Origin of the sequence: Rhodococcus sp. NyZ502 (genome assembly GCF_041464245.1) — a bacterium.
GTDB lineage: Bacteria > Actinomycetota > Actinomycetes > Mycobacteriales > Mycobacteriaceae > Rhodococcus_F > Rhodococcus_F qingshengii.
The window spans coordinates 5,310,659-5,334,710 of sequence record NZ_CP167155.1; the positions used below are offsets into that span (position 1 = coordinate 5,310,659).

25 protein-coding genes are annotated in these 24,052 nt (G+C 63.2%); 14 read left to right on the forward strand and 11 right to left on the reverse strand.

Annotated features, from left to right (window positions below; all coding sequences use genetic code 11):
- Nucleotides 1-66: 66 nt before the first annotated feature.
- Complete coding sequence (locus tag ACBG85_RS24480) at nucleotides 67-936, reverse strand: alpha/beta fold hydrolase (RefSeq protein WP_003940235.1); 870 nt, start codon at nucleotides 934-936, stop codon at nucleotides 67-69.
- A gap of 76 nt (nucleotides 937-1,012) precedes the next feature.
- Entirely contained in the window at nucleotides 1,013-1,921 is a 909-nt protein-coding gene (locus tag ACBG85_RS24485) for an IclR family transcriptional regulator (protein ID WP_007729442.1), read from the reverse strand.
- A 138-nt stretch (nucleotides 1,922-2,059) separates the two neighbouring features.
- Here ACBG85_RS24485 and ACBG85_RS24490 point away from each other — a divergent pair, with 138 nt between their 5' ends.
- From ACBG85_RS24490 to ACBG85_RS24500, 3 genes are all read left to right on the forward strand, one after another.
- Entirely contained in the window at nucleotides 2,060-2,935 is an 876-nt protein-coding gene (locus ACBG85_RS24490) for a TIGR03619 family F420-dependent LLM class oxidoreductase (RefSeq protein ID WP_099698976.1), read from the forward strand.
- A 32-nt stretch (nucleotides 2,936-2,967) separates the two neighbouring features.
- The gene (locus tag ACBG85_RS24495) at nucleotides 2,968-3,459 is read left to right on the forward strand and encodes a nuclear transport factor 2 family protein (protein ID WP_003939809.1); all 492 of its coding nucleotides are present in this window, start codon (nucleotides 2,968-2,970) and stop codon (nucleotides 3,457-3,459) included.
- A 129-nt stretch (nucleotides 3,460-3,588) separates the two neighbouring features.
- Entirely contained in the window at nucleotides 3,589-4,836 is a 1,248-nt protein-coding gene (locus ACBG85_RS24500) for an Nramp family divalent metal transporter (protein WP_007729446.1), read from the forward strand.
- A gap of 56 nt (nucleotides 4,837-4,892) precedes the next feature.
- Here ACBG85_RS24500 and ACBG85_RS24505 read toward each other — a convergent pair whose 3' ends face one another.
- Nucleotides 4,893-6,488: an acyl-CoA synthetase gene (locus ACBG85_RS24505; protein ID WP_372025200.1), complete on the reverse strand. Its 1,596-nt coding sequence runs from the start codon at nucleotides 6,486-6,488 to the stop codon at nucleotides 4,893-4,895.
- Nucleotides 6,489-6,858: 370 nt separating this feature from the next.
- On the opposite strand from ACBG85_RS24505, the gene ACBG85_RS24510 reads away from it, so the two are divergent.
- Nucleotides 6,859-7,797: a 3-oxoacyl-ACP reductase gene (locus ACBG85_RS24510; RefSeq protein WP_007729451.1), complete on the forward strand. Its 939-nt coding sequence runs from the start codon at nucleotides 6,859-6,861 to the stop codon at nucleotides 7,795-7,797.
- Between the two features lie 26 nt (nucleotides 7,798-7,823).
- Entirely contained in the window at nucleotides 7,824-8,567 is a 744-nt protein-coding gene (locus tag ACBG85_RS24515; protein ID WP_372025201.1) for an SDR family NAD(P)-dependent oxidoreductase, read from the forward strand.
- 22 nt (nucleotides 8,568-8,589) lie between these two features.
- Here ACBG85_RS24515 and ACBG85_RS24520 read toward each other — a convergent pair whose 3' ends face one another.
- The gene (locus ACBG85_RS24520) at nucleotides 8,590-9,495 is read right to left on the reverse strand and encodes an amidohydrolase family protein (RefSeq protein ID WP_372025202.1); all 906 of its coding nucleotides are present in this window, start codon (nucleotides 9,493-9,495) and stop codon (nucleotides 8,590-8,592) included.
- 125 nt (nucleotides 9,496-9,620) lie between these two features.
- On the opposite strand from ACBG85_RS24520, the gene ACBG85_RS24525 reads away from it, so the two are divergent.
- The 3 genes from ACBG85_RS24525 to ACBG85_RS24535 all read left to right on the forward strand — a co-directional run bounded on the left by ACBG85_RS24525 (nucleotide 9,621) and on the right by ACBG85_RS24535 (nucleotide 12,365).
- Complete coding sequence (locus ACBG85_RS24525) at nucleotides 9,621-10,148, forward strand: nuclear transport factor 2 family protein (RefSeq protein WP_372025204.1); 528 nt, start codon at nucleotides 9,621-9,623, stop codon at nucleotides 10,146-10,148.
- A gap of 4 nt (nucleotides 10,149-10,152) precedes the next feature.
- Nucleotides 10,153-11,286: a 12-oxophytodienoate reductase gene (locus tag ACBG85_RS24530; RefSeq protein WP_003940612.1), complete on the forward strand. Its 1,134-nt coding sequence runs from the start codon at nucleotides 10,153-10,155 to the stop codon at nucleotides 11,284-11,286.
- Nucleotides 11,287-11,366: 80 nt separating this feature from the next.
- On the forward strand, nucleotides 11,367-12,365 hold the full coding sequence (locus ACBG85_RS24535) for an acryloyl-CoA reductase (protein WP_054826039.1): 999 nt from the start codon (nucleotides 11,367-11,369) through the stop codon (nucleotides 12,363-12,365).
- 5 nt (nucleotides 12,366-12,370) lie between these two features.
- Here the strand turns inward: ACBG85_RS24535 and ACBG85_RS24540 are convergent, their stop codons facing one another.
- The gene (locus ACBG85_RS24540; protein WP_054188389.1) at nucleotides 12,371-12,922 is read right to left on the reverse strand and encodes a ribonuclease H; all 552 of its coding nucleotides are present in this window, start codon (nucleotides 12,920-12,922) and stop codon (nucleotides 12,371-12,373) included.
- 45 nt (nucleotides 12,923-12,967) lie between these two features.
- On the opposite strand from ACBG85_RS24540, the gene ACBG85_RS24545 reads away from it, so the two are divergent.
- The 3 genes from ACBG85_RS24545 (at nucleotide 12,968) to ACBG85_RS24555 (ending at nucleotide 15,198) form a co-directional block, all read left to right on the forward strand.
- Nucleotides 12,968-13,921 (forward strand): DNA-3-methyladenine glycosylase, encoded by a 954-nt coding sequence (locus ACBG85_RS24545; protein WP_064443706.1) that lies wholly within the window; start codon nucleotides 12,968-12,970, stop codon nucleotides 13,919-13,921.
- 17 nt (nucleotides 13,922-13,938) lie between these two features.
- A complete protein-coding gene (locus ACBG85_RS24550) occupies nucleotides 13,939-14,589 on the forward strand; it encodes a pyridoxamine 5'-phosphate oxidase family protein (RefSeq protein ID WP_003940212.1) in 651 nt (216 codons plus the stop codon).
- A gap of 111 nt (nucleotides 14,590-14,700) precedes the next feature.
- Entirely contained in the window at nucleotides 14,701-15,198 is a 498-nt protein-coding gene (locus tag ACBG85_RS24555; RefSeq protein ID WP_003940625.1) for a hypothetical protein, read from the forward strand.
- A 7-nt stretch (nucleotides 15,199-15,205) separates the two neighbouring features.
- On the opposite strand, the gene ACBG85_RS24560 is transcribed toward ACBG85_RS24555, so the two are convergent.
- The 5 genes from ACBG85_RS24560 to ACBG85_RS24580 form a co-directional block, all read right to left on the reverse strand.
- Complete coding sequence (locus tag ACBG85_RS24560) at nucleotides 15,206-15,595, reverse strand: metalloregulator ArsR/SmtB family transcription factor (RefSeq protein WP_003940184.1); 390 nt, start codon at nucleotides 15,593-15,595, stop codon at nucleotides 15,206-15,208.
- 60 nt (nucleotides 15,596-15,655) lie between these two features.
- Nucleotides 15,656-16,852 carry an acetyl-CoA C-acetyltransferase gene (locus tag ACBG85_RS24565; RefSeq protein WP_050654613.1) on the reverse strand — a complete coding sequence of 399 codons (1,197 nt, stop codon included), beginning with the start codon at nucleotides 16,850-16,852 and terminating at the stop codon, nucleotides 15,656-15,658.
- 40 nt (nucleotides 16,853-16,892) lie between these two features.
- Nucleotides 16,893-17,345, reverse strand: a complete 453-nt coding sequence (locus ACBG85_RS24570) for a MaoC family dehydratase (RefSeq protein WP_003940415.1) — start codon at nucleotides 17,343-17,345, stop codon at nucleotides 16,893-16,895.
- 67 nt (nucleotides 17,346-17,412) lie between these two features.
- Nucleotides 17,413-18,159 (reverse strand): GntR family transcriptional regulator, encoded by a 747-nt coding sequence (locus ACBG85_RS24575; RefSeq protein WP_042448526.1) that lies wholly within the window; start codon nucleotides 18,157-18,159, stop codon nucleotides 17,413-17,415.
- A gap of 31 nt (nucleotides 18,160-18,190) precedes the next feature.
- Nucleotides 18,191-19,342, reverse strand: coding sequence for an acyl-CoA dehydrogenase family protein (locus ACBG85_RS24580; protein WP_003940468.1), 1,152 nt, complete (start codon nucleotides 19,340-19,342; stop codon nucleotides 18,191-18,193).
- Between the two features lie 200 nt (nucleotides 19,343-19,542).
- Between ACBG85_RS24580 and ACBG85_RS24585 the strand changes: the two genes are divergently transcribed.
- The 3 genes from ACBG85_RS24585 to ACBG85_RS24595 are packed head-to-tail and all read left to right on the forward strand — an operon-like array spanning nucleotide 19,543 to nucleotide 22,665.
- Entirely contained in the window at nucleotides 19,543-20,418 is an 876-nt protein-coding gene (locus tag ACBG85_RS24585) for a CoA ester lyase (RefSeq protein ID WP_030537187.1), read from the forward strand.
- Nucleotides 20,415-21,413, forward strand: a complete 999-nt coding sequence (locus ACBG85_RS24590; protein WP_030537188.1) for a MaoC family dehydratase — start codon at nucleotides 20,415-20,417, stop codon at nucleotides 21,411-21,413. The genes ACBG85_RS24585 and ACBG85_RS24590 overlap by 4 nt, the downstream gene beginning before the upstream one ends.
- A gap of 31 nt (nucleotides 21,414-21,444) precedes the next feature.
- Nucleotides 21,445-22,665, forward strand: coding sequence for a CoA transferase (locus ACBG85_RS24595; RefSeq protein ID WP_054188392.1), 1,221 nt, complete (start codon nucleotides 21,445-21,447; stop codon nucleotides 22,663-22,665).
- 66 nt (nucleotides 22,666-22,731) lie between these two features.
- Here ACBG85_RS24595 and ACBG85_RS24600 read toward each other — a convergent pair whose 3' ends face one another.
- Entirely contained in the window at nucleotides 22,732-23,889 is a 1,158-nt protein-coding gene (locus ACBG85_RS24600) for an acyl-CoA dehydrogenase family protein (RefSeq protein WP_003940617.1), read from the reverse strand.
- Nucleotides 23,890-24,052 lie beyond the last annotated feature (163 nt).

The following is a 24,052-nucleotide window of genomic DNA, read 5'->3' on the forward strand; positions in this document are numbered from 1 at the left end:
CCGGTGAGTGGGAGCACCCCTGTGCGCCTTTTTGGTAGTGGGAGCTACCAAAAAGGCGCACGGGCCTTACTTGCCTTCTGGACGCGTCAGAAATGCCAGAACGGACGCGACCCAGGCGTCGCGAGCTTCGATCATCGTCCAGTGTCCGCAGTTGGGGAAGATGTGAACTTCGCCGTTGGGGATGTCGCGCATCGGCAGAATCGCCATGTCCACGGGGCTGACGCGGTCATCGCGTCCCCAGGTCAACAGCGTCGGCGCCTTGATCTTGTTCAGCTGCGCCCAGTACGGCACGGCGGTCGACGCAGCGGCAGCCGCGCCCATGGCGGCCATGGCCTTGCTGCTGTACATACGACGGGCGATCTCGAGCGTCGTCGGCTCGGTGGCCAGGGCCCAACGCTCTTCGATGAGCTGCTCGGTGACGACGGCGCGGTCGAAGACCATCGAATGCAACCAGCGGACCAGAGCTTCGCGGGTGGGGTTGTCGGTGAACTCCATGAGGAGTTTGATGCCTTCACCGGGGCCCGGCGAGAAGGTGTTCTTTCCCATGCCGCCGATGGTGACGAGCTTGCTCACCCGGTGCGGCTCGTCGATCGCGACCTTGGTGGCGACGATGCCGCCCATGGAGTTACCGATCATGTGGACCGGGCCGAGGCCGAGGCCGTCGAGGAACATCCCGACCGACGCCTGCGCCATCATCATCGGATGGTCGGGGCCGGGATCGCTGACGCCGAATCCGGGGAACTCGAGAACGTAGCAGTGGAAGTGCTTCGCGAAGTCCGCGAGAACGCCGCGGTAGTTACGCCAACCGGTGACGCCGGGGCCCGATCCGTGCAGCAGCAGGAGCGGCGGGCCGTCGCCGGCTTCGTGGTACCGGAGCACACCGAGATCGGTCTGCAGTTCCTTCAGAGTTCCCTCGTAGCTCAGTTCAGTCGTCATGGTCCGAACCGTGCCATCAGTACCGCTGAGCTGCTATGACTCGTCCCGATCAGCGAGACAAGTCGATCAAAATACGTCAGATCCAGTGGTCGGACGACGCTGCCAGCAGGCGATCCATCGTCTCCGCCGAGAACGTATTGGTCGGAACGGGAGGCGTTTTGCGGCCGCGGCGAGGAGCACCCAGTTCGGGGTACAGCGTCCGCGAGACCTCGCGAGCCGCGTCGACGACCAGCGGAGCAACTCGCTCGAGCTGAGCGGTCCGCATGTCACCACACAACGCGATGCTGCCGACGGGACCCTCGTGTCCGCGAATTGCCGAAGCCACACAAGCGACTCCACGCGCCGACTCCCCGCGTTCGAAGGCCAGTCCCCGACGCTGACGGATGCGGTTCAGTTCCTGGTGGAGCACAGCGACGTCGGTGATCGTGTTCTCGGTACAGCGGGGAAGAGAAGCCCCGAACAGAGCGTCGACGCGCTCAGGGTCGATCCACGCCAGCATCGCCTTGCCACCAGCCGTCGAATGAGCGAGCACTCTGCCGCCGACGCGGGACGGGAGCGCCGCGGCGAATCGTCCGCCGACCTTGTCGAGATAGACGCTCTCGCGTCCGTCGAGCACCGACAGGTGAACGACCATGCCGGTCTGCAGGTGCAGTTCGTGCAGAAGCGGTGCAGCGGCTTCGCGGATCTGGCTGTGGCCGCCGTCGCCACCACCGAGGCCGAGCGCGCGACGCCCGAGGCAGTAGCCGAACGATGCGTGATCGACCCAGTCCAGCTTGACCAGCTGATCGAGAATGCGGTGGACCGTGGAGCGCGGCAACTGAGTACGGCACGCGACCTCTTCCAGCGTCAGCCGCGCGGCGCGGCCGTCGAAGGCGTCGAGAATCAGTGTCATCCGCTCGACCATCGACGGCGGCAGATCCTTCTTGGGTTGCCCACCGGCAGTCTGGACGGTGGACAGTGTGTCGTTCATGTCAACAATGGTCATGGACGCCTCCCGAAAACTGGAATTGATTCTACCGACTATAACCCAGGTCACAGTTTCTGGAAAGTGAATCGATCTTTTCGATCCCGATCAGCGGTAATTCACCTGCCACCGGGCGAGTGGGGACGCTATAAACGCCCGATGCACCTGGGAATCGTCACACCGGTCCTGATTCAGCACCCGAGCACGCGCTCGGAGTGGGAGGCAAGTGCTGACATCGGCGAGATCGCCACAGTGGCCGCCACGGCGGATCGACTCGGTTTCCATCATCTGACCTGCAGTGAACACGTGGCGGTCCCCGAGGAGATTGCCGCCGAGCGCGGCGGAACCTACTGGGATCCGCTCGCCACCCTTGGTTTTCTCGCCGCGCGTACATCAAGAATCCTGCTGGCGACCCAGGTGCTGGTGTTGGGCTACCACCACCCCCTCGAGATCGCCAAGCGTTACGGAACGCTTGATCGCGTCAGCAATGGACGCCTGATACTCGGCCTCGGGGTGGGGACTCTGAAACAAGAATTCGATCTCATAAATGCTCCATTTGCCGACCGAGGAGCGCGCGCTGACGATGCCTTGGCCGCACTTCGGGCATCACTGTCGACGCCGACTCCGGAGTATCACGGCGAGTTCTACGACTACTCCGGATTTGTCGTCGAACCCCACGCCGTCCAGAAACGGGTGCCGCTGTGGATCGGCGGCCGGACCAAGAGATCGCTGCGCCGGGCCACCACACACGGCGACGGGTGGGTGCCGTTCGGGCTGCGATTCTCCGAACTGAAGGAAATGCTCGACGCCACGACGCTCCCCGACGGATTCGACGTGGTGCTTCCCGCCGGTGCGCCGCTCGATCCCCTCGGCAATCGCGAATCCACCCTTCGCGCCTTGACTCGCGTCCGTGACGCCGGGGCGACCATCGCCAGTTGCTCGGTCGGCGCTCGAAGCGTCGAGCACTACTGCGAACAACTCGAAGAACTTCACCGAATCGCCCTCACCGAGGGCTTCGCTTTCACCACTTCCTGATTCCCCGACAATCCAATGCAAAGGACGTACCGATGACCGACTCGACCGCCCTGATCGAATCCCTGCTCGCCCGAGTGGAATTGCTCGAGGACAAGCTCGCGATCACCGAACTGCTGACCACATACAGCCCTGCCGTCGACAGCGGATCAGCCGACGAGGTCGCGAACCTGTGGCTCGAGGACGGCGTCTACGACGTCGATACCGGTGCGATGCACGGCCGCGGCGAACTGCGCGCGATGGTTCACAGCGCCTCACACCAGAACTGGATCATGAACGGCGCGGCTCACATGATGACACCCGCCCACATCCGCATCGACGGCAACAAGGCCGTCGCGACCTGCCATTCGCAGTTGGTCATCAAAGACCCCGAGAACCCGACGGGATTCAAGGTCCTCCGCATCACCGCGAACCGCTGGGAACTGATCAAGACGGACGGCGAGTGGAAGGTCGAACTGCGTACCAACGCCCTCCTCGACGGCCGACCCGAGGCTCGCGCTCTCCTGGCTGCCGGCGTGACGGCCTAACCGGCCTGTGCGCGGTTAGGGACCCTCTGCGGTCGCTAACCGCGCACAGCTGTTGAAAGTTCGGCTCCCCGAACTCTATAGTTCACTTATTCGAACCAACAGGTCCGAGTACGTGTGACCAGGAGACCGATGAGCACCAGTACGCAAGAGCCGACGACTCCGCGCCGACGACCCACGGGGAGATCCATCGCCCTGCTCGGTCCGGCGTTCGTCGCGGCAATCGCGTACGTCGATCCGGGCAACGTCGCCGCCAACCTCACCGCCGGCGCCAAGTACGGCTACCTCCTCATCTGGGTACTCGTACTCGCCAACGCGATGGCCGTCCTCGTGCAGTATCTGTCCGCGAAACTCGGTCTCGTCTCCGGCAGATCCCTGCCCGAAATGCTGGGTCAGCGCCTGCGTAAGAACAACCGCCGCGCCTTCTGGCTCCAGGCCGAGATGATGGCGATCGCGACCGACGTCGCCGAAGTCATCGGCGGCGCCATCGCACTCAACCTGCTCTTCAACATCCCGCTCTTCCTCGGCGGACTGATCACCGGATGCGTGTCGATGGTGATCCTGACGATCCAAAGTCGGCGCGGACAGCGCACTTTCGAGTTCGTGGTCATGGGATTGCTGGCCATCATCACCATCGGCTTCCTGACCGGGCTCGCCTTCACCGACGTCTCCGGCAGCGAGGCCGTCGCCGGACTGGTCCCCCGCTTCGAAGGAACCGAGACCGTACTGCTCGCCGCCAGCATGCTCGGAGCAACGGTCATGCCGCACGCGATCTACCTTCACTCCGCATTGGCACGTGATCGCCACGGCCACATCAAACCCGGCCCACGGTTGCAGCGACTACTCAAAGTCACCCGTTGGGATGTCGTCGTCGCGTTGATCATCGCCGGTGGCGTGAACATCGGCATGCTGCTGCTGGCCGCTTCGGCGCTGCGCGGAGTACCCGGCACCGACACCATCGACGGTGCGCATGCCGCGATCGAGAATTCGCTCGGCCCGGGCGTAGCCGTGGTGTTCGCGATCGGCCTCCTCGCCTCCGGACTCGCGTCGACCTCCGTGGGATGCGCGGCCGGCGCCGAGATCATGCATGGTCTTCTGGCCATTCGGATTCCGGTGATCACACGCCGGATCGTCACGCTCGTCCCGGCGCTGATCGTGCTCGGACTCGGCGTCGACCCGACGCTGGCGCTCGTACTCAGCCAAGTGGTCTTGAGCCTGTGCATCCCCTTCGCGATCATCCCACTGGTGCGAATGACCTCGGACCCCGAACTCATGGGCGACGCTCGCAATGCCCCGCTCACGACCGTCGCGGCGTGGATTGCGGCGGGCTTGATCGTTGCACTCAACGTCGCTCTGCTGGTTCTGACGGTGACAGGCTAGAGCACCGGAGCCACCCAACGCGTCCCTCACAAACGCGCTGGACGGCTCCGGCCGGACTAGGAGACTTGCTCGGCGAGAGTGGCCTTGGCCCAGCGATAGTCGGCCTTTCCGCTGGGAGAACGCCTGATCGACGGAACGTTCATGACGGTGCGCGGCACTTTGTACCGAGCGACCTGCGACGCGCAATGCTCACCGATCTCGGCAGCGTCCGGGACGTCGAAGCCTTCGCGGGTCGTGATGACCGCAGCGACGCGCTCACCGAACTTCGCATCCGGAATTCCCGCGACCAAAGCGTCGAGCACCGCCGGGTGACTCTTGAGCGCCTGCTCGACCTCTTCCGGATACACCTTCTCCCCGCCGGTGTTGATGCACTGAGAACCACGCCCCAGCAGGACGATCGAGCCGTCGGCTTCCACGCGCCCGACGTCGCCGAGCACCGACATCCGCACCCCGTCGATCACCGGGAACGTAGCCGCGGTCTTGACCGGATCATTGAAGTAGCCGACCGGCACGTGACCGCTGCGAGCGATGTAGCCGGTCTCGGGCGATCCCGGCTCCAGCGGCCGCATCCTTTCGTCCACGACGCGGGTCTCGTCGCGAGCGGCGATGCGCATCAGGCCGTCTTCGCCGATCTCCAGATTGCCGTCGACGCCCGACTCCGAGGAGCCGAATCCGTCGCGGATCACCAGGTTCGGAAGCATCGACTTGAGCTGCTCCCGCAGTGAGAGCGAGAACAAGGCTCCACCCGACGAGACCATTCCGACCGTGCTGAGGTCGTAATCTGCTGCGTTTGCTGCCAATTCGTCTGCGAGCGGACGTGCCATCGCGTCTCCGACGACGGTGATGGAGATTGCCTTCTCACTTCCGGCGAGCTGCAGCGTCGTCTTCGCGTTGAACCGCGCCATGAGAATTGCGTTGGCGCCCATGAAGAATCCGGTGAACAGCGAGTACGACGCCGCACCGTGCATCAGGGGTGCGGTACTGAGCATGTTCATCGCGGGGACGTTCGGCACCGCGGCGAACAGAGCCTCAGCGGTCGTGTGCGGCGGACCGAACGGATTTCCGCCGGTGAGCGCCGCGAAGTAGAAGTCTTCATGACGCCACATGACACCCTTGGGCATCCCCGTCGTGCCGCCGGTGTAGATGACGAAGAGGTCGTCGTTGCTGCGGGGCGCGAAGTCACGAGTAGCGGGCTGCTCCGCGGCAGCGTCGGCGTATCCAACGACGTCGACACCTTCGATATCGCGGACCACGGACTTGCCGACGACAACGACGTGTTTGATGCCGGGCGCGGCCGGGAGAACCGTCTCCACGACGGAAACGAACTCCTCGTCCACGATCAGTGCCACCGACTGCGAATCGTTGTACAGATAGGTCAGTTCGGCGTCGACGTAGCGATAGTTGACGTTGATCGGGACCGCACGAATCTTGAGGCAGCCGAGCAAACTCTCGACGAACTCGATGCTGTTGCGCATGTGCAGAGCAACGTGATCGCCGGGCCCGACACCGACGCTCGCCAGGTGGCGGGCGATGCGATTCGAGCCCTCGTCCAGCTCGACGTAGGTGCGACGACGACCATCGCACACGAGCGCCGTGCGGTCCGGAATCAGATCCGAGATGCCCTCGTACAGATCTGCCAAATTCAGTGACACTGCTGGTGCCTTCCTTGATGTCCGGCCCGGTGAATTCGGGGCCGACCGTACTGCGTTTTCGGTGGGAACTATCCGACCCTGGAGCCGACGAATGCGGCCGAGAACTGAGCGGATCGGTGGTGACGCAAACGCGTACGCGGTGGGATCGCCGCGTCGCCCCAAGGTGGCATGCAGCGCTCGTGACCCAGATCACCGCTCCCGCTGAGTGAGACTCCTCCTCAGTCGGCCAAACTTCTGTTCAAAACTAGAACTAATTCTGATTTCGCTCGAATGATTTTTTCGGAACGAACTACCGAATTCTCGACTTCAAATTAGAATGAATACTAATTCTGCAAGACGTACCCGACCGCCCGGATCGAAGGAGCACGACATGACGCAATCACTGAGCTTGGAAGGCAAAGTTGCCGCCGTCACCGGCGCCGGCGCCGGCCTGGGTCGCGCCGAAGCACTCGGACTCGCGGCTGCCGGTGCAGCCGTCATCGTCAACGACATGGGTGCAGCGGCCAACGACGTGGTCGACGAGATCAAGGCCGCAGGTGGACAGGCACTCGCCATCACCGGGGACGTCTCCGACTGGTCGCTCGGCGGGCGCATCATCGAAGAGGCTGTCAAGAACTTCGGATCCTTCGACATCCTCGTCAACAATGCAGGCATCCTGCGCGACAAGATGATCTTCAACCTGACCGAATCCGATTGGGACGACGTCATCCGTGTGCACCTCAAGGGCCACGCCGCCACCTCGCACGCAGCCGCAGTCCACTGGCGCGCAGCCAGCAAGGCAGCCGACGCACCGGTCTACGGCCGCATCATCAACACCTCTTCCGAGGCCTTCCTCTTCGGCAGCGCCGGACAGCCCAACTACTCGGCAGCCAAGGCCGGCATCACCGCTCTGACGCTCTCGAGCGCAGCAGGTCTCTCCCGCTACGGCGTCCGCACCAACGCGATCTGCCCCCGTGCCCGCACCGCCATGACGGCAGAAGCCTTCGGCGAGAACAACACCGGCGTCGTCGGCCTCGATCCGCTTGCACCCGAGCGCGTCGCGACCCTGGTCAGCTACCTCGCATCCCCGGATTCCGACGAGATCAACGGACAGGTCTTCGTCGTCTACGGCAAGATGGTGGCGTTGATGGAAGCACCCAAGGTCGAGAACCGTTTCGACGCAGCCGGATCCGCGTTCACCGTCGAAGAACTCGGTGGCCAGCTCTCGTCTTACTTCTCCGGCCGTGGGCCGTACGAGACCTACGCCGCCTACAGCATCGCCGGCCTCGAAAAGATCGCACTTGCAGTCGACGAGACCGCAACAGTTTGAGCAGCACTTACGAAGAGGAGCGTTTCATGAGGTTGAACGGCAAGGTAGCGATCGTCACCGGCGGCGCCGGTGGAATCGGTCGCGCTGTCACCCGAGTCTTCGCCCGTGAAGGCGCGAAGGTCCTGTTCGTCGACATCAACGACGAGCAGGGCCAGGCCCTCGAACAAGAACTGGCCGGCTCCGGCAAGTTCCTGAACGTCGACCTTGCTGCCGCCGGTTCGGCCGAGCAGATCCGTGACGCCGCGCTCGAGGCTTTCGGCAAGCTCGACATCCTGGTGAACAACGCTCACGCGTCCCGTCAGGCTCCGTTGCTCGAAACCACGCAGAACATGTTCGACCTGTCCTTCAACACCGGTTTCTACCCCGTTGTCCACCTCATGCAGGCGTGCCACGACGAACTCGCGAAGACCAAGGGTTCCGTCGTCAACTTCGCGTCGGGTTCAGGTTTGGACGGAATGCCGACCCAGACGTCCTACGCTGCGGCCAAGGAAGCTGTGCGAGGCCTGACGCGCGTCGTCGCCAACGAGTGGGCGCCGGAAGGCATTCGGGTCAACGTGGTCTGCCCGTTCGCCGCCACCGAAGGCGTCGTCAAGTGGCAGGAAGCCTTCCCTGAGCGCGCAGCCGCATCGGTTGCCAAGGTGCCTCTCGGACGCATCGGTGATCCCGAAACCGACATCGCTCCCGTCGTGGTGTTCCTGGCGAGCGACGATTCCAAGTACATGACGGGTCAGACGTTGATGGCCGACGGCGGCAGCATCAAACTGCGCTGAGTCGAAGTTCTTCTCGGTGAGCTCAGCACACCGAGAAGAGCTTGGCGGCGTTGTCGTGCACGACGGCTCGCAGCCATTCGTCTCCGAGATCGAAGCGCCTAACCGCTTGCAAGGCTGTGAGATACGGGTACGGAATGTTCGGGAAGTCGCTACCGAACAGAATCCGGTCCTGCATGTCGACGAGCCGTGATACGTCTACCTTCGGGAAGGCACACTGCTCTTCCGTGAAGTCGGTGAACGCCATGGTCGTATCCAGGCGGACGTTGCCGTAAGCCTCTGCCAGATCGAGGAATTCGCTGTACTCGGGCATCCCCATGTGGGCGACGATCAACGACAGGCGCGGGTACCGTGCGAGCAGCGAAGAAATGCGATCAGGTCCCGTGTACTCCCCCGGCGCCGGTCCCGATCCACAGTGAATCACGATGGGCGTCTCGGAGTCCTCGAGTTGCCCCCAGACCTTGTCGAGCAGAGGGTCGTTCGGATCGTAGTTTCCGACCTGGATGTGGGACTTGAAGATTCGCGCGCCCGACTCCAATGCCTTGCCGACGTACGACGCCGCCGACTCCTCGGGATAGAACGTGGCCGTGTGCAGGCAATCGGGCGTTTGCGCGGCAAATTCGATGGCCCACTGATTGAGCCACTCGGCCATCGCGTGCTTGTGCGGGTAGATCATCGACGTGAAAGCCCGGACACCGAACTCGCGGAGACGGTGTACCCGCTCCTCCTCGGCAAGTCGGTAGGCGATGGGCCAAGGACGACCGATCATCGGTCCCGCCGAATCGAAGTAACCCCACACCTTGTCCATGACGCTCTTCGGCATGAAATGGGTGTGGACGTCGATCACGCCAGGAACACCCAACTCGCGCCAAAAAGCCCGAACCTCGGCGATCTCCTCCGGTCCGGTCGATGGGACCTCTTCGGTACACACGTCTGACACCCCTTTCGTTCGCTCGACCATACCGAGTGCCGTCGCGCTCACCGGGACAGGTCGTTGACGGCCCGCCCGGAGCACCCGAATGTGAACCCATCTTGCCGATCACCGTTGGAGGTTGAATGTCTCAGGCCAAGTCCGAAGTGGGGTCGATCAGTGCCGTCGAGGAACTGCTCGCAATCGAGGAAATCAAGCGTGTGTTCGCCGCGCGCCTACGCTGCATGGACACCAAGCAGTGGCACGTCTACCCAACCCTGCACACCGCAGACGTCGTCAGCGAGACGTGGGGCGGACTCCCGACAGACAAGCAACCCAAGACCGGTGACACCTCGAACCAGGTAGTGGGCATCGACAAACTCACCGCGGCAATTCGGAACATGCTCGACGGCGACATCCCCCTCACCACGGCGCACCACGCACACACTCCCGAAATCGTGCTGACCTCGCCCACCACCGCAACCGGCATCTGGGCGATGGAGGACATGCTGTGGTGGAACGACGGCGAGAAAGAACTGCACCTACACGGCTACGGCCACTACCACGAGAAATACCGCAAAGAAGACGGCAAGTGGCTGATCAGCTACCGAACCCTCACCCGGCTCCGTGTCGACCAGGACCCCGGATTCTTCCGATTCATGAAAGCGCTGTGACGAAGTGACCAACCCGCTGTTCCAACCGCTCCGCATCCGTTCGCTCGAACTGTCCAACCGCATAGTCATGTCGCCGATGACGCGCACGTACTCCATCGAGGGCGTGCCCGGCCGCGACGTTGCCGACTACTACCGCCGACGAGCTGAGGGCGGCACCGGACTGATCGTCACCGAAGGCGTCGCGATCGATCACGAGACTGCTGTCGACCACGCCAACGTCCCCAACCTCCACACTCCCGCTGCTCAGGCCGGATGGCGGAAGGTAGTCGACGACGTGCACGCTGCGGGCGGCAAGATCGTGCCTCAACTCTGGCACGTCGGACCTCTGTGGGGCGCGATGACGCAGATGGACCCCTCACTCAAGCCGATGCGCCCCTCTGGCGAATGGGGCCCGCTCGGCGTCACCTCGTACTCCGCTGCCTACGTCGAACGCGCACAGGCGAGCACCGAAGCGATGACCGAGCAGGACATCCAGGACGTCATCGACGCGTACGTCCGTAGCGCGAAGCACGCCGTCGAACTCGGCTTCGACGGCATCGCGATCCACGGCGGTCACGGCTACCTCCTCGATTCCTTCTTCTGGGAGGGCACCAACCAGCGCGACGACGCGTGGGGAGGCGACCTGGAGCGTCGTACCAGGTTCCCGGCCGCCGTCGTCGCCGCGATCCGCGCGGCCATCGGACCGGATCTGCCGATCATCTACCGTTTCTCACAGCACAAGCAGCAAGATTTCACCGCGAAGATCGCCGAAACCCCCGAAGAGTTGGGCGTCATCCTGGGCGCGCTGGTCGACGCCGGAGTCGACGTTCTCGACGCCAGCATCAGGCGTTTCGACGTGCCGGCCTTCGAAGGCAGCGATCTCTCGTTGGCGGGTTGGGCGAAGAAGCTGACCGGCGCCGTCACGATGGCCGTCGGCAGCGTCGGTATCGGAAAGTCGCTGCGGGACAGCCGCATCGAAGGCGTCGCACCTGTAGTCGACAACATCCCACAGCTCGAGGAGCGCATCGGCAGCGGAGAGTTCGATCTGATCGCGATCGGCCGTCTCCATCTCGCCGATCCTGCATTGGCAACTACCCTGCGCGCCGGTGGCCCGCTACCGGCGTTCGATCGAGCGGTGCATGAGGGCAGCTTGATCTAGGGGCTCCGCCCCTGTGCGCCTTTCCGGTAGTTCGCACTACCAAAAAGGCGCACAGGGCCGAAGGCCTTTATGTTCGACCCATGACTACTTTCAACGCCTGGGTCGCCCGCGACAGCGACGGCACCATCGACTTCGCCCCCGAAACCGTCGACGAATCCTTCCTCCCGGCAGGTGAGGTCACCATTCGCGTCGAGTACTCGAGCGTCAACTACAAGGACGCGCTCGCGGTCACGCCGAAAGGCGGGGTGGTTCGCGAGTACCCGATCGTCCCCGGCATCGACGTCGCCGGCGAGGTCATCGCCTCCGAGTCCGACGCATTCGCCCCGGGAGACAAGGTCGTCGCACATGGCTACGAGATCGGGACCGCCCGCAACGGCGGCTACGCCGAGATCGCCCGTTTGCCTGCCGAGTGGGTCGTGAAGCTCGACGGCATTTCCACCGCCGACGCTGCCGCGATCGGCACGGCAGGATTCACCGCAGCCATGAGCGTCCAAGCCATTCTGGCCAGCGGAGTGAAGCCAGCCGACGGTCCCGTCCTGGTGACGGGTGCGAGCGGCGGAGTCGGCACCGTCAGCGTCGACCTTCTGGCAAGCGCGGGCTTCGACGTGATCGCCTCCAGCGGCAAGCCCGGCGCGGCAGACCTTCTGACGTCACTCGGTGCGTCTTCGGTGATCGGCCGGCTTCCCGAGGATCCCGACGCCAAGCCTCGCCCGCTCGGAAAATCTCAGTGGGCGGCGGCCGTCGACTGCGTCGGTGGAAAGACCCTCGCTCACGTTCTGAGCACGATCAACTACGGCGGTGTTGTCGCTGCCAGCGGATTGACCGGCGGCGCCGCGCTGCCTACGACCGTGCTGCCGTTCATTCTCCGCGGAGTCTCACTGCTGGGCATGGACTCGGTATTGATGCCGATCGAACCCCGTCGCGCGCTGTGGACCCGGCTGGGCTCCGACTTGGCCCCACGTCATCTGAAGGAGATCACGAACCTCGTTGCCGTCCGCGACGTCGTCTCGGTGATCGATCAGGTACGCGAAGGCAAGTACACCGGCCGGGCGCTGGTTCAGGTTGCCGACGGATTCTGAACCGCTCAGAAAAGTGTGAACAGATCTGCCGGTTCTTCGACCGTCGTGGACTTCTCCTTGTAAGGAGAGTTCACGGCGGTCGGTTCCTTCTTCACCGGGGCAGCAAGCGGGACCGATGCGATGTCCCCCGAGACGATGGCGCGTGCGGCTTCGCCGGCCAGCTTGTCTGCCATTTCGTTGTAGTGGTTGCCGACGTGCCCGCGCACCCAGCGAAAGCGCACCGGACCGACTCGATCGGTGATGGCTCGATCGATACTCTGCACCAGTTCGAGGTTCTTGACCGCCCCGCCGCTCGCGGTCTTCCAGCCCTTGCGCTTCCAACTGGGCAACCATTCGGAAGCGCACTTGATGGCGTACTGCGAGTCGGATTCGATGAGTAGAGGATCAGCACCGGGATGGGCGACGACGGCCTCGAACAGAGCACGCAACTCTGCAATCTGGTTGGTGCCGGACGCTTCTCCGCCGGACATGCTCGGACCCTCGTGATTGACCCACGCCCAGCCGATAGCCCCACCGGGGTTTCGCAGACAGGATCCGTCGGTGCTCACGATGATCATGGCTCGGACAATACGTTGCGCCACCGACACACGCCTTAACGGAGGATGGACGGTGGCGATACGCTGACCTCGATGACGCCGCTATCTCCGGTCGACGAAGTCACGGTGACTTCTCAGCGACCGCTCGATGCCGCGCTGACGCTCAGCCCGCATCAGCGCGGACCCGGCGACCCCGCACATCGACGGTCAGCCGACGGAGCGATCTGGCGAGTTTCCCGCCAACTTTCGGGTCCTGTGACCTACCGCATCACCCAGTCGGATCGCCATACGGTCCGGGTACAGGCCTGGGGTCCCGGCGCCACGGAATTCCTGAACGGCGCCGAAGCGCTGCTCGGTCTCGACGACGAAGCCGAAGATTTTGCCCCCGAACATCCCAAGCTCGCCGAAGCTCATCGACGCTTCCCTCATCTGCGCATCGGCCGCACCGGCCGCGTCATGGAAGCTCTCGTTCCCGCGATCCTCGAGCAACGAGTCCACGGCATCGACGCATTCGCCGCGTGGCGCCGCCTGCTGACCAAGTTCGGGGAGCGCCCACCCGGCCCCGCGCCCGACGGAATGCGGGTTCCACTCACCGCGGACCAATGGCGTCGAATGCCGTCATGGGAATTCCATCGCGCGAACGTCGATCCCGCGAGGTCCAAGACGATCGTTCAGTGCGCTCGCGTCGCCGACCGCCTCGAGCAGGCATCCACGTTCCCCAGGACCGAGGCGACCAAACGGTTGCGAGCGGTACCCGGCGTCGGGATCTGGACTGCCGCCGAAGTGGCTCAGCGTGCATTCGGCGATTCCGATGCACTCTCGGTCGGCGACTACCACCTTTCTGCCGTCGTCGGGTGGTCACTGCTGGGTGAACCGATCGACGACGCCCAGATGGTGCAGTACCTCGCTCCCCTTCAACCGCATCGATACCGCGCCGTGAGGCTTCTGCAGGTCAGCGGGCAAGCCGTCAAACCCAAGTTCGGTCCGCGAACTGCCGTTGCCGACCACCGTTGGCACTGAGCATCAGGAGTTGGAAAATGTCGACCCGATACGCACACATCGCCTTCTCCCCCGCTGCGGTGGAGCGTCAGCGGTCGACCGGAAGTTTCACCGTGTACGGTTCGAAACTCGATCAGCCCGACGAGGGCCCGATGGAATTCGATTTCCGCGCGCAGGGATTCGTGAAATCCGTGGATTCCTTCTTCATGTCCACGGTGACGCCCGACGGTTGGCCGTACGTCCAACATCGCGGCGGCCCGCGCGGATTCCTGCATGTGTTGGGCCCGAATCGAATCGGATTCGCCGATCTCCCCGGCAATCAGCAATTCGTGACGCTCGGCAATCTGGAAGAGAACAATCGCATCTCGCTGTTCGTCATCGATTACCCGACGCGAACGAGATTGAAGATCTACGGGCGCGCGCAGGTGATCGAAGCGGACGAGGACCCTGCACTACTGCAACAGCTCTTGCAAGTCCCCGGCGGCACCATGACGGCAAAAGCCCAGCGTTCCATCGTCATCGACGTCGAAGCGTTCGACTGGAACTGCAGTCGAAACATCACGCCACGCTTCGACAAGGAGCGCATGGACGAATCCCTCGCTCTGGCACGCCAACCCCTGCAAGCCGAGGTAGATCGGCTTACTGCCGAGGTCGAAGAATTGCGTGCGCGGTTGTCGAAAAACGAATGAGACTAGGCGGTTTCAGGGCACTCGGAGTCGGGTAGCCACCAAACACGGCCCGTCGCGCGGAGACGACGGGTCCCGTTGTGCCCGAGGAGGTCCGCACGATCGATCCAGACGGTGGAGTTCTGGTTAACGAACTGCACCGCCACCATTCACGACTGGTTCCACACAGACAGATTGGCCGTCCCCATGAAACTGTCCCGAACTCTCACCATGTCCGTACTCGTCGTCGCCGCAGTCGGCGCCGGAGCCGGCACCGCGGTCGCAGCGCCCCCGAATGCGGGCTTCGATCCGTCCCAACCCCTACTGACACCGACCGCAGAGTCGAACAGCCAGGCGGCGTTGATGCTCTTCCCCGGTAACGATCCGAAGCAGGCCGCGTTCGACACGATGGCCAACGAGGTCAATATCGGCTGGAACAACGGTGGTCTGCAATCGACCCTGATCGGAGCCAACCTCGGCGTCGGAATCGGCTGCCTGTCGATCTTCCCGAACTTCATCGCCGGCTGCATCGTCGGTGGAGTCATCGGCACGGTTGCCGGAGTCGGCGCAGGAATCACCAACGGAAACCCGAACGCTGCGCCGGCCGTCGAGAAGTTCTTCGCGACTCCTTGAGTAGCGCTCAGCTGTGCGTGTGCCCGGGGGTGGGTGTCTCGTCGTGAAAATGTGTGGCGCCGATCGAATGCAGCAGCTGGTGAACGGTGTCGTCCGCCAGTTGGTATCGCATCGATCGGCCGTCGCGGGTCGCGCTCACCCACCCCTGGCTACGCAGTAGCCGCAGCGCATGTGAGACGGCTGTGCCGCTCATCCCCAGCGCCACGGACAAATCCGTGACGCAGATACCCGGTGCGTGATGAAGGCAGAGCAACAGACGCAGACGATTGGTGTCGGAGAGAAGCTCGAAGCGACCGGACCAACTGGTGACGTCCAAACCCTCGAGTGCGGCCCTGGCGCGACGAACATCCTCGACGCTCAGCGCGCCACTGGTGTCTGCTGCGCCTGCATTCGTCAACCGACTGCCTCCGTAGAACTTCCGATCCCCCGCCGCAAGTGTACCCAGAAGCGAACCTCGTCAGGCAGACTCCACCACGGCCGCCATACCCTGGCCACCGCCGATACACATGGTCAACAGCGCTTTTCCGCCGCCGCGTCGGCCGAGTTCGTGAAGCGCGGTTGTTGCCATACGCGCACCCGTCGCTCCCACGGGGTGCCCGAGCGAGATGCCGGAACCGTTGACGTTCAGGCGATCGAGGTCCTCGAATCCCCATTCCTTCACGACGCCGAGAACCTGGCACGCAAACGCCTCGTTCAGCTCGACCAGATCGAAATCGGCAAAGCGTGCCCCGGTGCGAGCAAACAGTTTCGAGACGGCGGCAACCGGCCCGAGGCCCATCAGCGCCGGTTCACAACCGGCCGCGGCCCAACTGTCGAGGAACCCGATGGGTTCCAGCCCCAGCTCGTCCAGACGATCCTCGGCGACAACCAACATCGCTGCCGCAGCGTCGTTCTGCTGGCTGGCGTTACCGGCGGTCACGACGCCTCCCTCGGTCACCGCACGCAGCCGTGCCAGGGTTTCGAGTGAGGTATCCGGACGGATCCCCTCGTCAGCACGAAACTGTGTGACGTTCCCTTTTCGATCCGTCAGTTCGACGGCGACGATTTCGGCATCGAAGCGGCCGGATTCTCTTGCCAGTGTTGCCTTTCGGTGGCTGTCGACAGCGAAGGTGTCCGACTCTTCCCGCGTGATCCCGCAGCGTGTCGCGACGTTCTCCGCCGTTTCGATCATTCCGCTGATCCGGCCGAAACGCCACTCGGGTTGCGAGCGCTCGCGGCCACGATCGAGGCGGTCGAACAGTTGCAGCCCACCGGATCTGGTGCCCCACCGCGCTCCGGTGGTGTAGTGCTCGATCCCGCTCATCGATTCGACGCCACCCGCGAGAACCACGTCGGCCGCACCCGTCTGGACCATCATGGCCGCGGTAACGATGGCCTGCAGACCCGTTCCACATCGGCGATCCGTCTGGAAGCCGGCTACCGAAATCGGCAACCCGGCCTCGAGCGCCGCCCACCTTCCGATGCACGGTGCCTCCGAATTGGCATACGACTGCCCCATCGCGACGTCGTCGATGCGGGACGGATCGATTCCGCTACGACGCACGGTCTCCTTGACGACGGTGGCAGCCAGACTTTCCGCAGGCACGTCACGAAGTGCCCCTCCGAAACGGCCCACCGCGGTTCTGACCGGCGCGACCAATGCTGCTCGTTTCACAACTGACCTCGAATCTCGTTCTGGAAGAATGGAAAAGGATTCAGGAGACCAACAGGCGCACGGTATCCGCTACCAGCGCAGGTTTACCCGCTCCTTCGATTTCGATCGTGTACCGCACGACTATCGTCGCGCCCTTCGCGGTGCGCTCGAAGGAAAGAATCTCCGCACCTGCCCGCACCGAAGAACCGACCTTGACCGGTTCGGGGAATCGCACCTTGTTGCTTCCGTAGTTCACGGTCATGGAGATTCCGTCGACACGCATCACCTGAGCGCCGAGCACCGGCAATAACGAAAGAGTCAGATAGCCGTGGGCGATGGTGCCGCCGTACGGACCCTGCGCTGCGCGCTCGGGATCCACGTGAATCCACTGGTGATCCTCGGTGGCGTCGGCGAACTTGTCGATCCGATCCTGTGTGACCGGGAACCACGCGCTGTAGCCCAAGTGCTCACCGACAGCCGTCTCTACTTCGTCGATTCCGTTGAAAATTCGCATAGTTCTCTCCTGAAAGGTGTTGAACAGCAAAGAAAAGTGCAGCGCTAATGTGCGCCGCGGCGCAGCGTCAATGTGCGCCGCGGCGCAGCGTGACCCGATACGTGTACTGCTCCGGCAAGAAATAGCTCACCGACAACTCGTTGGCAACGCCCTGCGCGTTGGAGTACAAACGGTCCACCCGCAACATGGCGTGGCCGATTTCGCAATCGACGTCCCTGGCAACGTCCGCCGTGGCCGGGGACACCGTGATCGATTGTGCTGCTTCGACAATCGGACTGTCGATCAGCGGTTCCAGCAAGCCGATCACCGTATTGGCGCTCACCGCACCGGCCGCCATGGCGGGCAGGTCGATGATCTGCCGCGCGATCGCCTCCGGCAGATGCGCCGTCGTCTGCACGAACGGAACTCCCTCGTGTATCCGCCGGAAGACCACGGTGTACACGACGTCGGTGTCGAGCCGAAGCCGACTGGCCGCCTCGATGTCCACGCGCCGGTGCAGCGGTGACACCACTTCCATCGTCGTGTCCCGCGAAAGGTTCATGAGATCTTCGATGGATCCGAGATGACGGAGATAGCGGCCGCTGTTCTCGGTCACGAACGTTCCGCGCCCGGGTACTCGGTACACGATGCCCTCGGCAACCAGATCGTGAAAGGCTCGGCGGACCGTCTGCCGACTCACGCCGTGATGCTGCGCCAGTTCGGATTCGGTGGGCAGTTGAATGCCGTCGCGGTAGGTACCGGCAGAGATCTGCTGACGAAGCTCACGAGAGAGGCGTTGGTACGCCGGCTCCGTCTCTCTTTCCTTACCGCTCATAGCGACATGATCCTACTTGCTCACCGGTCCGTCACAGACCGCCGCGGGCAACCAGCTGCGAAACGATCACGTTGCGCTGAATTTCGTTGGTTCCCTCCCCGACGATCATCAGTGGTGCATCACGGAAATACCGCTCGACGTCGTACTCCGTCGAATAGCCGTAACCGCCGTGGATGCGGACGGCGGACAAAGCGATTTCCATCGCCACCTCGGAGGCGTACAGCTTGGCCATGCCCGCCTCCATGTCGCACCGCTCCCCACTGTCGTACATCTGCGCCGCGTGCCACGTCAGCTGCCGTGCGGCCGTCAGCTTCGTTGCCATGTCGGCGAGGTAATTGCCGATCGACTGGTGCTTCCAGATCGGCTGGCCGAAGCTCTCGCGCTGCTGCGCATACGCAAGTGAATCTTCGAGTGCGGCCGTGGCGACGCCCAGTGCGCGGCAAGCCACCTGGATACGGCCGGTCTCGAGCCCCTTCATCATCTGCCCGAAACCCTTTCCGGGAGTACCGCCCAGAATGGCCGACTCGGAGATGCGGTAATTGTCGAAGGACAGTTCACAACTCTCGACGCCCTTGTATCCGAGCTTCGGGAGGTCGCGGGAGACGGTCAGCCCTTCGCCGTGCTCGACGAGAACGATCGAGATGCCCGCATGACGAGGGCTTGCGCTTGGATCGGTCTTGCACAGCAAGGCGATCACGCCGGATCGGCGGGCATTGGTGATCCATGTCTTGGCTCCGTTGACGACCAGATCTGTGCCGTCGCTCTTGGCGTTGGTTGTCATGGCCTGCAGATCGGAACCTCCGCCGGGCTCGGTGAGGGCCATCGTTGCCCGGATCTCGCCGGTTGCCATTCGCGGCAGGTACTTCACCTTCTGTTCTTCGGTACCGAACAGCGAGATGAGCTTGGCGACCACAGTGTGCCCGCCCATCGCTCCCGCCAGGGACATCCATCCGCGCGACAGTTCTTGCGTCACCTGCGCATAACAGGGCATGGACACCGGCGATCCGCCGTACTCCTCGGGAATCGCGAGCCCGTAGATCCCGATCTGCTTCATCTGATCGATCCACTTCTCGGGATACTCGTTCGCGTGCTCCACCTCCTGGACCGTGGGCTTGACCTCTCGGTCGACGAACCGGCGCACGGTTTCGATCAGGAATGTCTCTTCGTCGTTGAGCTTGAGCATGAATCCGCCTCGACTTGAAATAAGTTTGTACGGCCATATTTCGATATTGTTCGCGCAATGTCAATACCGCGCCTTGACATCGATACGCAGCAACTGCCAGCATCGAGGCAGTTCGGTGCACATCAACGCCGTTCACGGCAGCTCATCCACTTCACAACTGGCCGTACATTTGATTTCCAGATCGAGGTAATCGACACACTATGGACGAGAACCACTACCGCGCCACCAGACGTCGCGCGTCCCTGGTCGCGCCGGGTTCAGACGAGCGCAAGGCACGCAAAGCACTCTTCTCGAACGCAGACGAGGTGATTCTCGACCTCGAAGATGCCGTCACTTCGGCGAACAAGGACCTGGCGCGAACCCTCGTGAGCACCTTGGTGCACGAGTTCGGTAGGGCGCGCACCATCTCGGTCCGAATCAACGGCCTGACCACACCATGGGCCCGCGACGACCTGATCGCCTGCGGCGCCCTCGGAGAATCGCTGACGAGCGTGATCGTCCCGAAGGTCGAGTCCGCCGACGAACTACTCGAGGCCGAGCACATCCTCTTCACTGCCGGTGGGCACCACACCACCCTGCAAGCCCTGATCGAAACTCCGCTCGGCGTCCAGAATGCCGACTCCATCGCCCGCGCGACTCCTCGTCTCCAAGCCGCAATCATCGGATACGCCGATCTCGGTGCAGCGCTCGGCCGTTCACGCTCGGCACTGCCTGAACACTGGCTTGCCGTCCAGGACAGAATCCTGATCGCCTGCCGCGCAGCCGGCGTCGCAGCCATCGACGGGCCCTTTCTCGGCATCACCGACGACGACGCTTTCCGCCGCGCCGCGCACTGGACCAGCGCTCTCGGGTTCGACGGCAAATGGGTCATCCACCCGGCGCAGATCGACTCGGCCACTACCGCATTCACTCCTTCGGACGACGCCGTCAATGACGCCCGACGGGTACTGACCGCACTCGAAGAAGCCGAAACCCTGGGTTCGGGTGCCGCCCAACTCGACGGCCAGATGCTCGACGAAGCTGTGGCCGTGGCAGCGCGTCGTACGCTTGCCCGAGCCGAAGGAGTCACCGTATGAGCGAGCACTACGTGGGAGGCCCGTACTTCGACGAGCTCACCCATGGTCAGATCTTCGACGAAGCCCCCGCGGTGACGTTGACCAGTGGACTCGCCGCCTCCCATCAGGCGATCCTCGGTGACCGCATGCGCTTGCCTCTCGACGCACACTTGTCGTCGAGCGTCACGGGTTCCGGTGCACCAGTGGCAAATCCAGGACTGGTCACCGACATCGCCATCGGCCAGTCAACCGTGGTCACACACCACGTCAAGGCGAACCTCTTCTACCGTGGACTGCGATTCCACCGTTTCCCGGTACTCGGCGACACCCTGTATACGCGCACCGAGGTTGTCGGTCTACGCGAGAACTCGGCCAAGCCGGGACGCGGCGCCACCGGACTTGCCGCGCTACGGATGACGTCTGCTGATCAGAACGGCAACACGGTCCTCGACTTCTACCGCTGCGCCATGCTCCCCCTGAGCCCCGACCCGATCGAGGCGAGAACTCGCCACGCCGACGACCTCGGGGCGATCGGTCCGTCCGAACCGGCTCCGTACGTATCACCTGACGGTTGGGACCTCGACACGTATCGAGAGCGGGTACCCGGCAGGCACTTCGATTCCGATTTGGTGGGCTCCGTCTTCCACAGCAGCGGCGACGTCGTCTCCAGCGCACCCGAACTTGCCCGGCTGAGCTTGAACATCGCAGCGACGCACCACGACGATCGCGTCGGCGCCCACGGTCGCCTCGTCTACGGCGGCCACACCATCGGGATCGCACTCGCCCAGGCGACTCGCGCTCTGCCCAACGTGGTGACGGTTCTCGGGTGGCACTCGTGCGATCACACCGGACCCGTTCACGAGGGCGATACCCTCACGAGCGAACTGCACGTCGAAAACTCGTCGCCCCTCGAACACGGAACCGCAGTGCAACTGCGTTCGCTCGTGTTCTCCCACAATGCTTCTGCAACACAAACTCCGGTTCTCGACTGGCGTTTCACCGTGTTGATGGCATGAGCACACACTCTTCTATCACGGAGGACCACACATGACTCAAAGCCCAGGCCCGCTGTCCGGGCTTCGCATCGTCGAGGTCTCGAGCTTTGTCGCCGCGCCGCTGTGCGGACTGACGCTCTCCCAACTCGGCGCCGAGGTGATCCGGATCGACCCGATCGGAGGTGCCTCCGATTACAATCGCTGGCCCGTCACAGACAAGGGCGAGAGCATCTACTGGACCGGACTCAACAAAGGCAAACGGTCACTGTCAGTGGACATGCGCGCCGAACGCGGCCAAGAACTGATACGCCAACTGGTCACGGCGCCGGGACCTGGCGGCGGAATCCTGGTCACCAACGCCGGCGGCCGTAAGTGGATGAGCCACGACTCCCTGGCCCAGTTGCGTAGCGACGTCATCACCCTCGAGATCCTCGGACGCCGCGACGGCAGCCCCGGAGTCGACTACACGGTCAACGCCGCCTTGGGATTTCCACAGATCACCGGCCCCGCCGACTACGCCGGAGTTGTCAACCACGCACTGCCCGCCTGGGACGTCGCATGCGGGCTCTACGCCGCCCTGTCGATCACTGCCGCAGTGCGCCAACGTGACTCGACCGGACATGGATCTCGGATCACGCTCCCACTCGAAGACGTCGCATTGGCCACCGCGGGAACCCTCGGTTACCTCACCGAGGTACAAGTGAACGGTCGCAGTCGCGAGTCCGGCGGAAACGCCGTCTACGGCACGTACGGAATCGATTTCGTCTCCAGCGACAACGAACGGTTCATGATCGTTGCACTCACTACCCGCCATTTCCGCGACCTTGCGTCGGTCACCGGCACCACGGCGGCTGTCGACGCTGTCGAAGCTGCGCTCGGAGCCGACTTCTCCACCGAAGCGGATCGCTACCGTCATCGAGAGGTACTCACTGCTCTGTTCTCACATTGGTTCCGGGAACACAGCGGCGCCGAGATCGCTGCAGCGCTGGACACATCGTCGGTTCTGTTCGAGAGGTACCGCAGTTTCGAGGAAGTGGTGAAATCTGGCGAACTGGAGAACAACCCGATGTTCTCCGCACTCGATCAACCTCGAATCGGAAGCTACCTGGCTGCCGCCAATCCTGCCTCGTTCGACGGCGCACACCTGGGTACCGGACCCGCCTCCGAGGTCGGCGGCGATTCGATCGCGGTGCTCGCCGACATCCTCGGAACCAACGCCGATCACGCCTCGACGCTGATCGCGGACGGCGTGGTCGGGGTTCCGGCGAACTGACCTACCCGGAAGATGTTTTCGGCCTCGGAACACTTGTTCCGAGGCCGACAACATGTCGAGAGTGCGTCAGAGACCAAGATCCTTCGCGATGATGGTCTTCATGACTTCACTTGTGCCACCGTAGATTCGTGTGACACGCGTGTCTGCGTAAAGACGCGCGATGGGATACTCGGTGATGTAGCCGTACCCGCCGTGCAATTGGAGGCACTTGTCGATCACTCGACCTGCCGCCTCGGTGCAGAACAGTTTCGCCTTCGCTGCGTCGGGAATCGTCAGAGTGCCGCGGTCATGACATTCGAGTGCGTTGTCGGACACCAGCTGGATGGCATCAACCTCGGTAGCGCATTCGGCCAGAACGAATTTGGTGTTCTGGAAGGCCGCGACCGGCTTGCCGAACACCTTGCGGTCCTTGACGTAGTCGATGGCAAAGCGAAGCGCTGCACTGGCAGTGGCGGCCGCTCCGAACGCGATGGTCAACCGCTCCTGAGCCAGGTTGTGGGTCAGATAGCTGAAGCCGTCGCCCTCTTCTCCGAGTCGGTCCTCGACGGGCACCTTGACGTCGACAAACGAAAGCTCCGCAGTGTCGGAGGTCTTGAGCCCGATCTTGTTGATCTTGCGCCCCACCGAGTATCCGGGCGACGACGTATCGATCACCAGAATCGACAACCCCGTGCGCCGGTTCTCCGCTGTGCTGGGCGCGGTACGGCACACCACCAGGACGCGGTCGGCAAGTACTCCACCGGTGATGAACGTCTTGGAACCATTGACCACGTAGTGCGTACCGTCCTCCGACAGCTTGGCCGTGGTCGCGATGTTCGCCAGATCCGATCCTGTTCCCGGTTCGGTCATCGCAATCGCGAACATCAGATCTCCGGAAGCGAAGCCCGGCAACCAGCGGCTCTTCTGTTCTTCGTTCGCGTACTCGAGCAGGTAGGGCAGGATCAGGTTCGTATGCACCGACTGCGAGCCGAACGACGCCCCGGCGGCAGCAACTTCCTCGGCGACGACGACGTTGAACTTGAGCGACTTCTCGCCGCCTCCGCCGTATTCTTCCGGCACCTGAATTCCGAGTACGCCCAGCTCTCCGAGTCGTCGGTAGAAGTCACGGGGCGGGTGACCGTCCTCTTCCCACTTCTCGTGGACCGGGGTTACTTCCTTCGCGATGAAATCGCGAACGGTTGCCCGGAATGCCTCGTGATCCTCGTTGAACACGGTGCGCTGCATGTATGAACTCCAGTCGGTCAAGGGGACAGGGTGATCCTGATCTCACCTTGCCTCAATGTTCCGCATTCGATCCAACACTCATCGGCTATGCGTCCGATAGGGCGTACCAATATGGCCTGACCTGCGATACATAGGCAACCGCTATCGTTCCGATCATCGACGC

Bases quoted from the DNA above. Each gene is read 5' to 3' on its own strand.
- ACBG85_RS24585 (WP_030537187.1), top strand. From the start codon at position 19,543: ATGGACGAGAACCACTACCGCGCCACCAGACGTCGCGCGTCCCTGGTC.
- ACBG85_RS24515 (WP_372025201.1), top strand. From the start codon at position 7,824: ATGAGGTTGAACGGCAAGGTAGCGATCGTCACCGGCGGCGCCGGTGGA.
- ACBG85_RS24535 (WP_054826039.1), top strand. From the start codon at position 11,367: ATGACTACTTTCAACGCCTGGGTCGCCCGCGACAGCGACGGCACCATC.
- ACBG85_RS24480 (WP_003940235.1), bottom strand. From the start codon at position 936: ATGACGACTGAACTGAGCTACGAGGGAACTCTGAAGGAACTGCAGACC.
- ACBG85_RS24580 (WP_003940468.1), bottom strand. From the start codon at position 19,342: ATGCTCAAGCTCAACGACGAAGAGACATTCCTGATCGAAACCGTGCGC.
- ACBG85_RS24550 (WP_003940212.1), top strand. From the start codon at position 13,939: ATGTCGACCCGATACGCACACATCGCCTTCTCCCCCGCTGCGGTGGAG.
- ACBG85_RS24490 (WP_099698976.1), top strand. From the start codon at position 2,060: ATGCACCTGGGAATCGTCACACCGGTCCTGATTCAGCACCCGAGCACG.
- ACBG85_RS24595 (WP_054188392.1), top strand. From the start codon at position 21,445: ATGACTCAAAGCCCAGGCCCGCTGTCCGGGCTTCGCATCGTCGAGGTC.
- ACBG85_RS24545 (WP_064443706.1), top strand. From the start codon at position 12,968: ATGGACGGTGGCGATACGCTGACCTCGATGACGCCGCTATCTCCGGTC.
- ACBG85_RS24570 (WP_003940415.1), bottom strand. From the start codon at position 17,345: ATGCGAATTTTCAACGGAATCGACGAAGTAGAGACGGCTGTCGGTGAG.
- ACBG85_RS24600 (WP_003940617.1), bottom strand. From the start codon at position 23,889: ATGCAGCGCACCGTGTTCAACGAGGATCACGAGGCATTCCGGGCAACC.
- ACBG85_RS24495 (WP_003939809.1), top strand. From the start codon at position 2,968: ATGACCGACTCGACCGCCCTGATCGAATCCCTGCTCGCCCGAGTGGAA.
- ACBG85_RS24525 (WP_372025204.1), top strand. From the start codon at position 9,621: ATGTCTCAGGCCAAGTCCGAAGTGGGGTCGATCAGTGCCGTCGAGGAA.
- ACBG85_RS24540 (WP_054188389.1), bottom strand. From the start codon at position 12,922: ATGATCATCGTGAGCACCGACGGATCCTGTCTGCGAAACCCCGGTGGG.
- ACBG85_RS24500 (WP_007729446.1), top strand. From the start codon at position 3,589: ATGAGCACCAGTACGCAAGAGCCGACGACTCCGCGCCGACGACCCACG.
- ACBG85_RS24575 (WP_042448526.1), bottom strand. From the start codon at position 18,159: ATGAGCGGTAAGGAAAGAGAGACGGAGCCGGCGTACCAACGCCTCTCT.
- ACBG85_RS24510 (WP_007729451.1), top strand. From the start codon at position 6,859: ATGACGCAATCACTGAGCTTGGAAGGCAAAGTTGCCGCCGTCACCGGC.
- ACBG85_RS24485 (WP_007729442.1), bottom strand. From the start codon at position 1,921: ATGACCATTGTTGACATGAACGACACACTGTCCACCGTCCAGACTGCC.
- ACBG85_RS24590 (WP_030537188.1), top strand. From the start codon at position 20,415: ATGAGCGAGCACTACGTGGGAGGCCCGTACTTCGACGAGCTCACCCAT.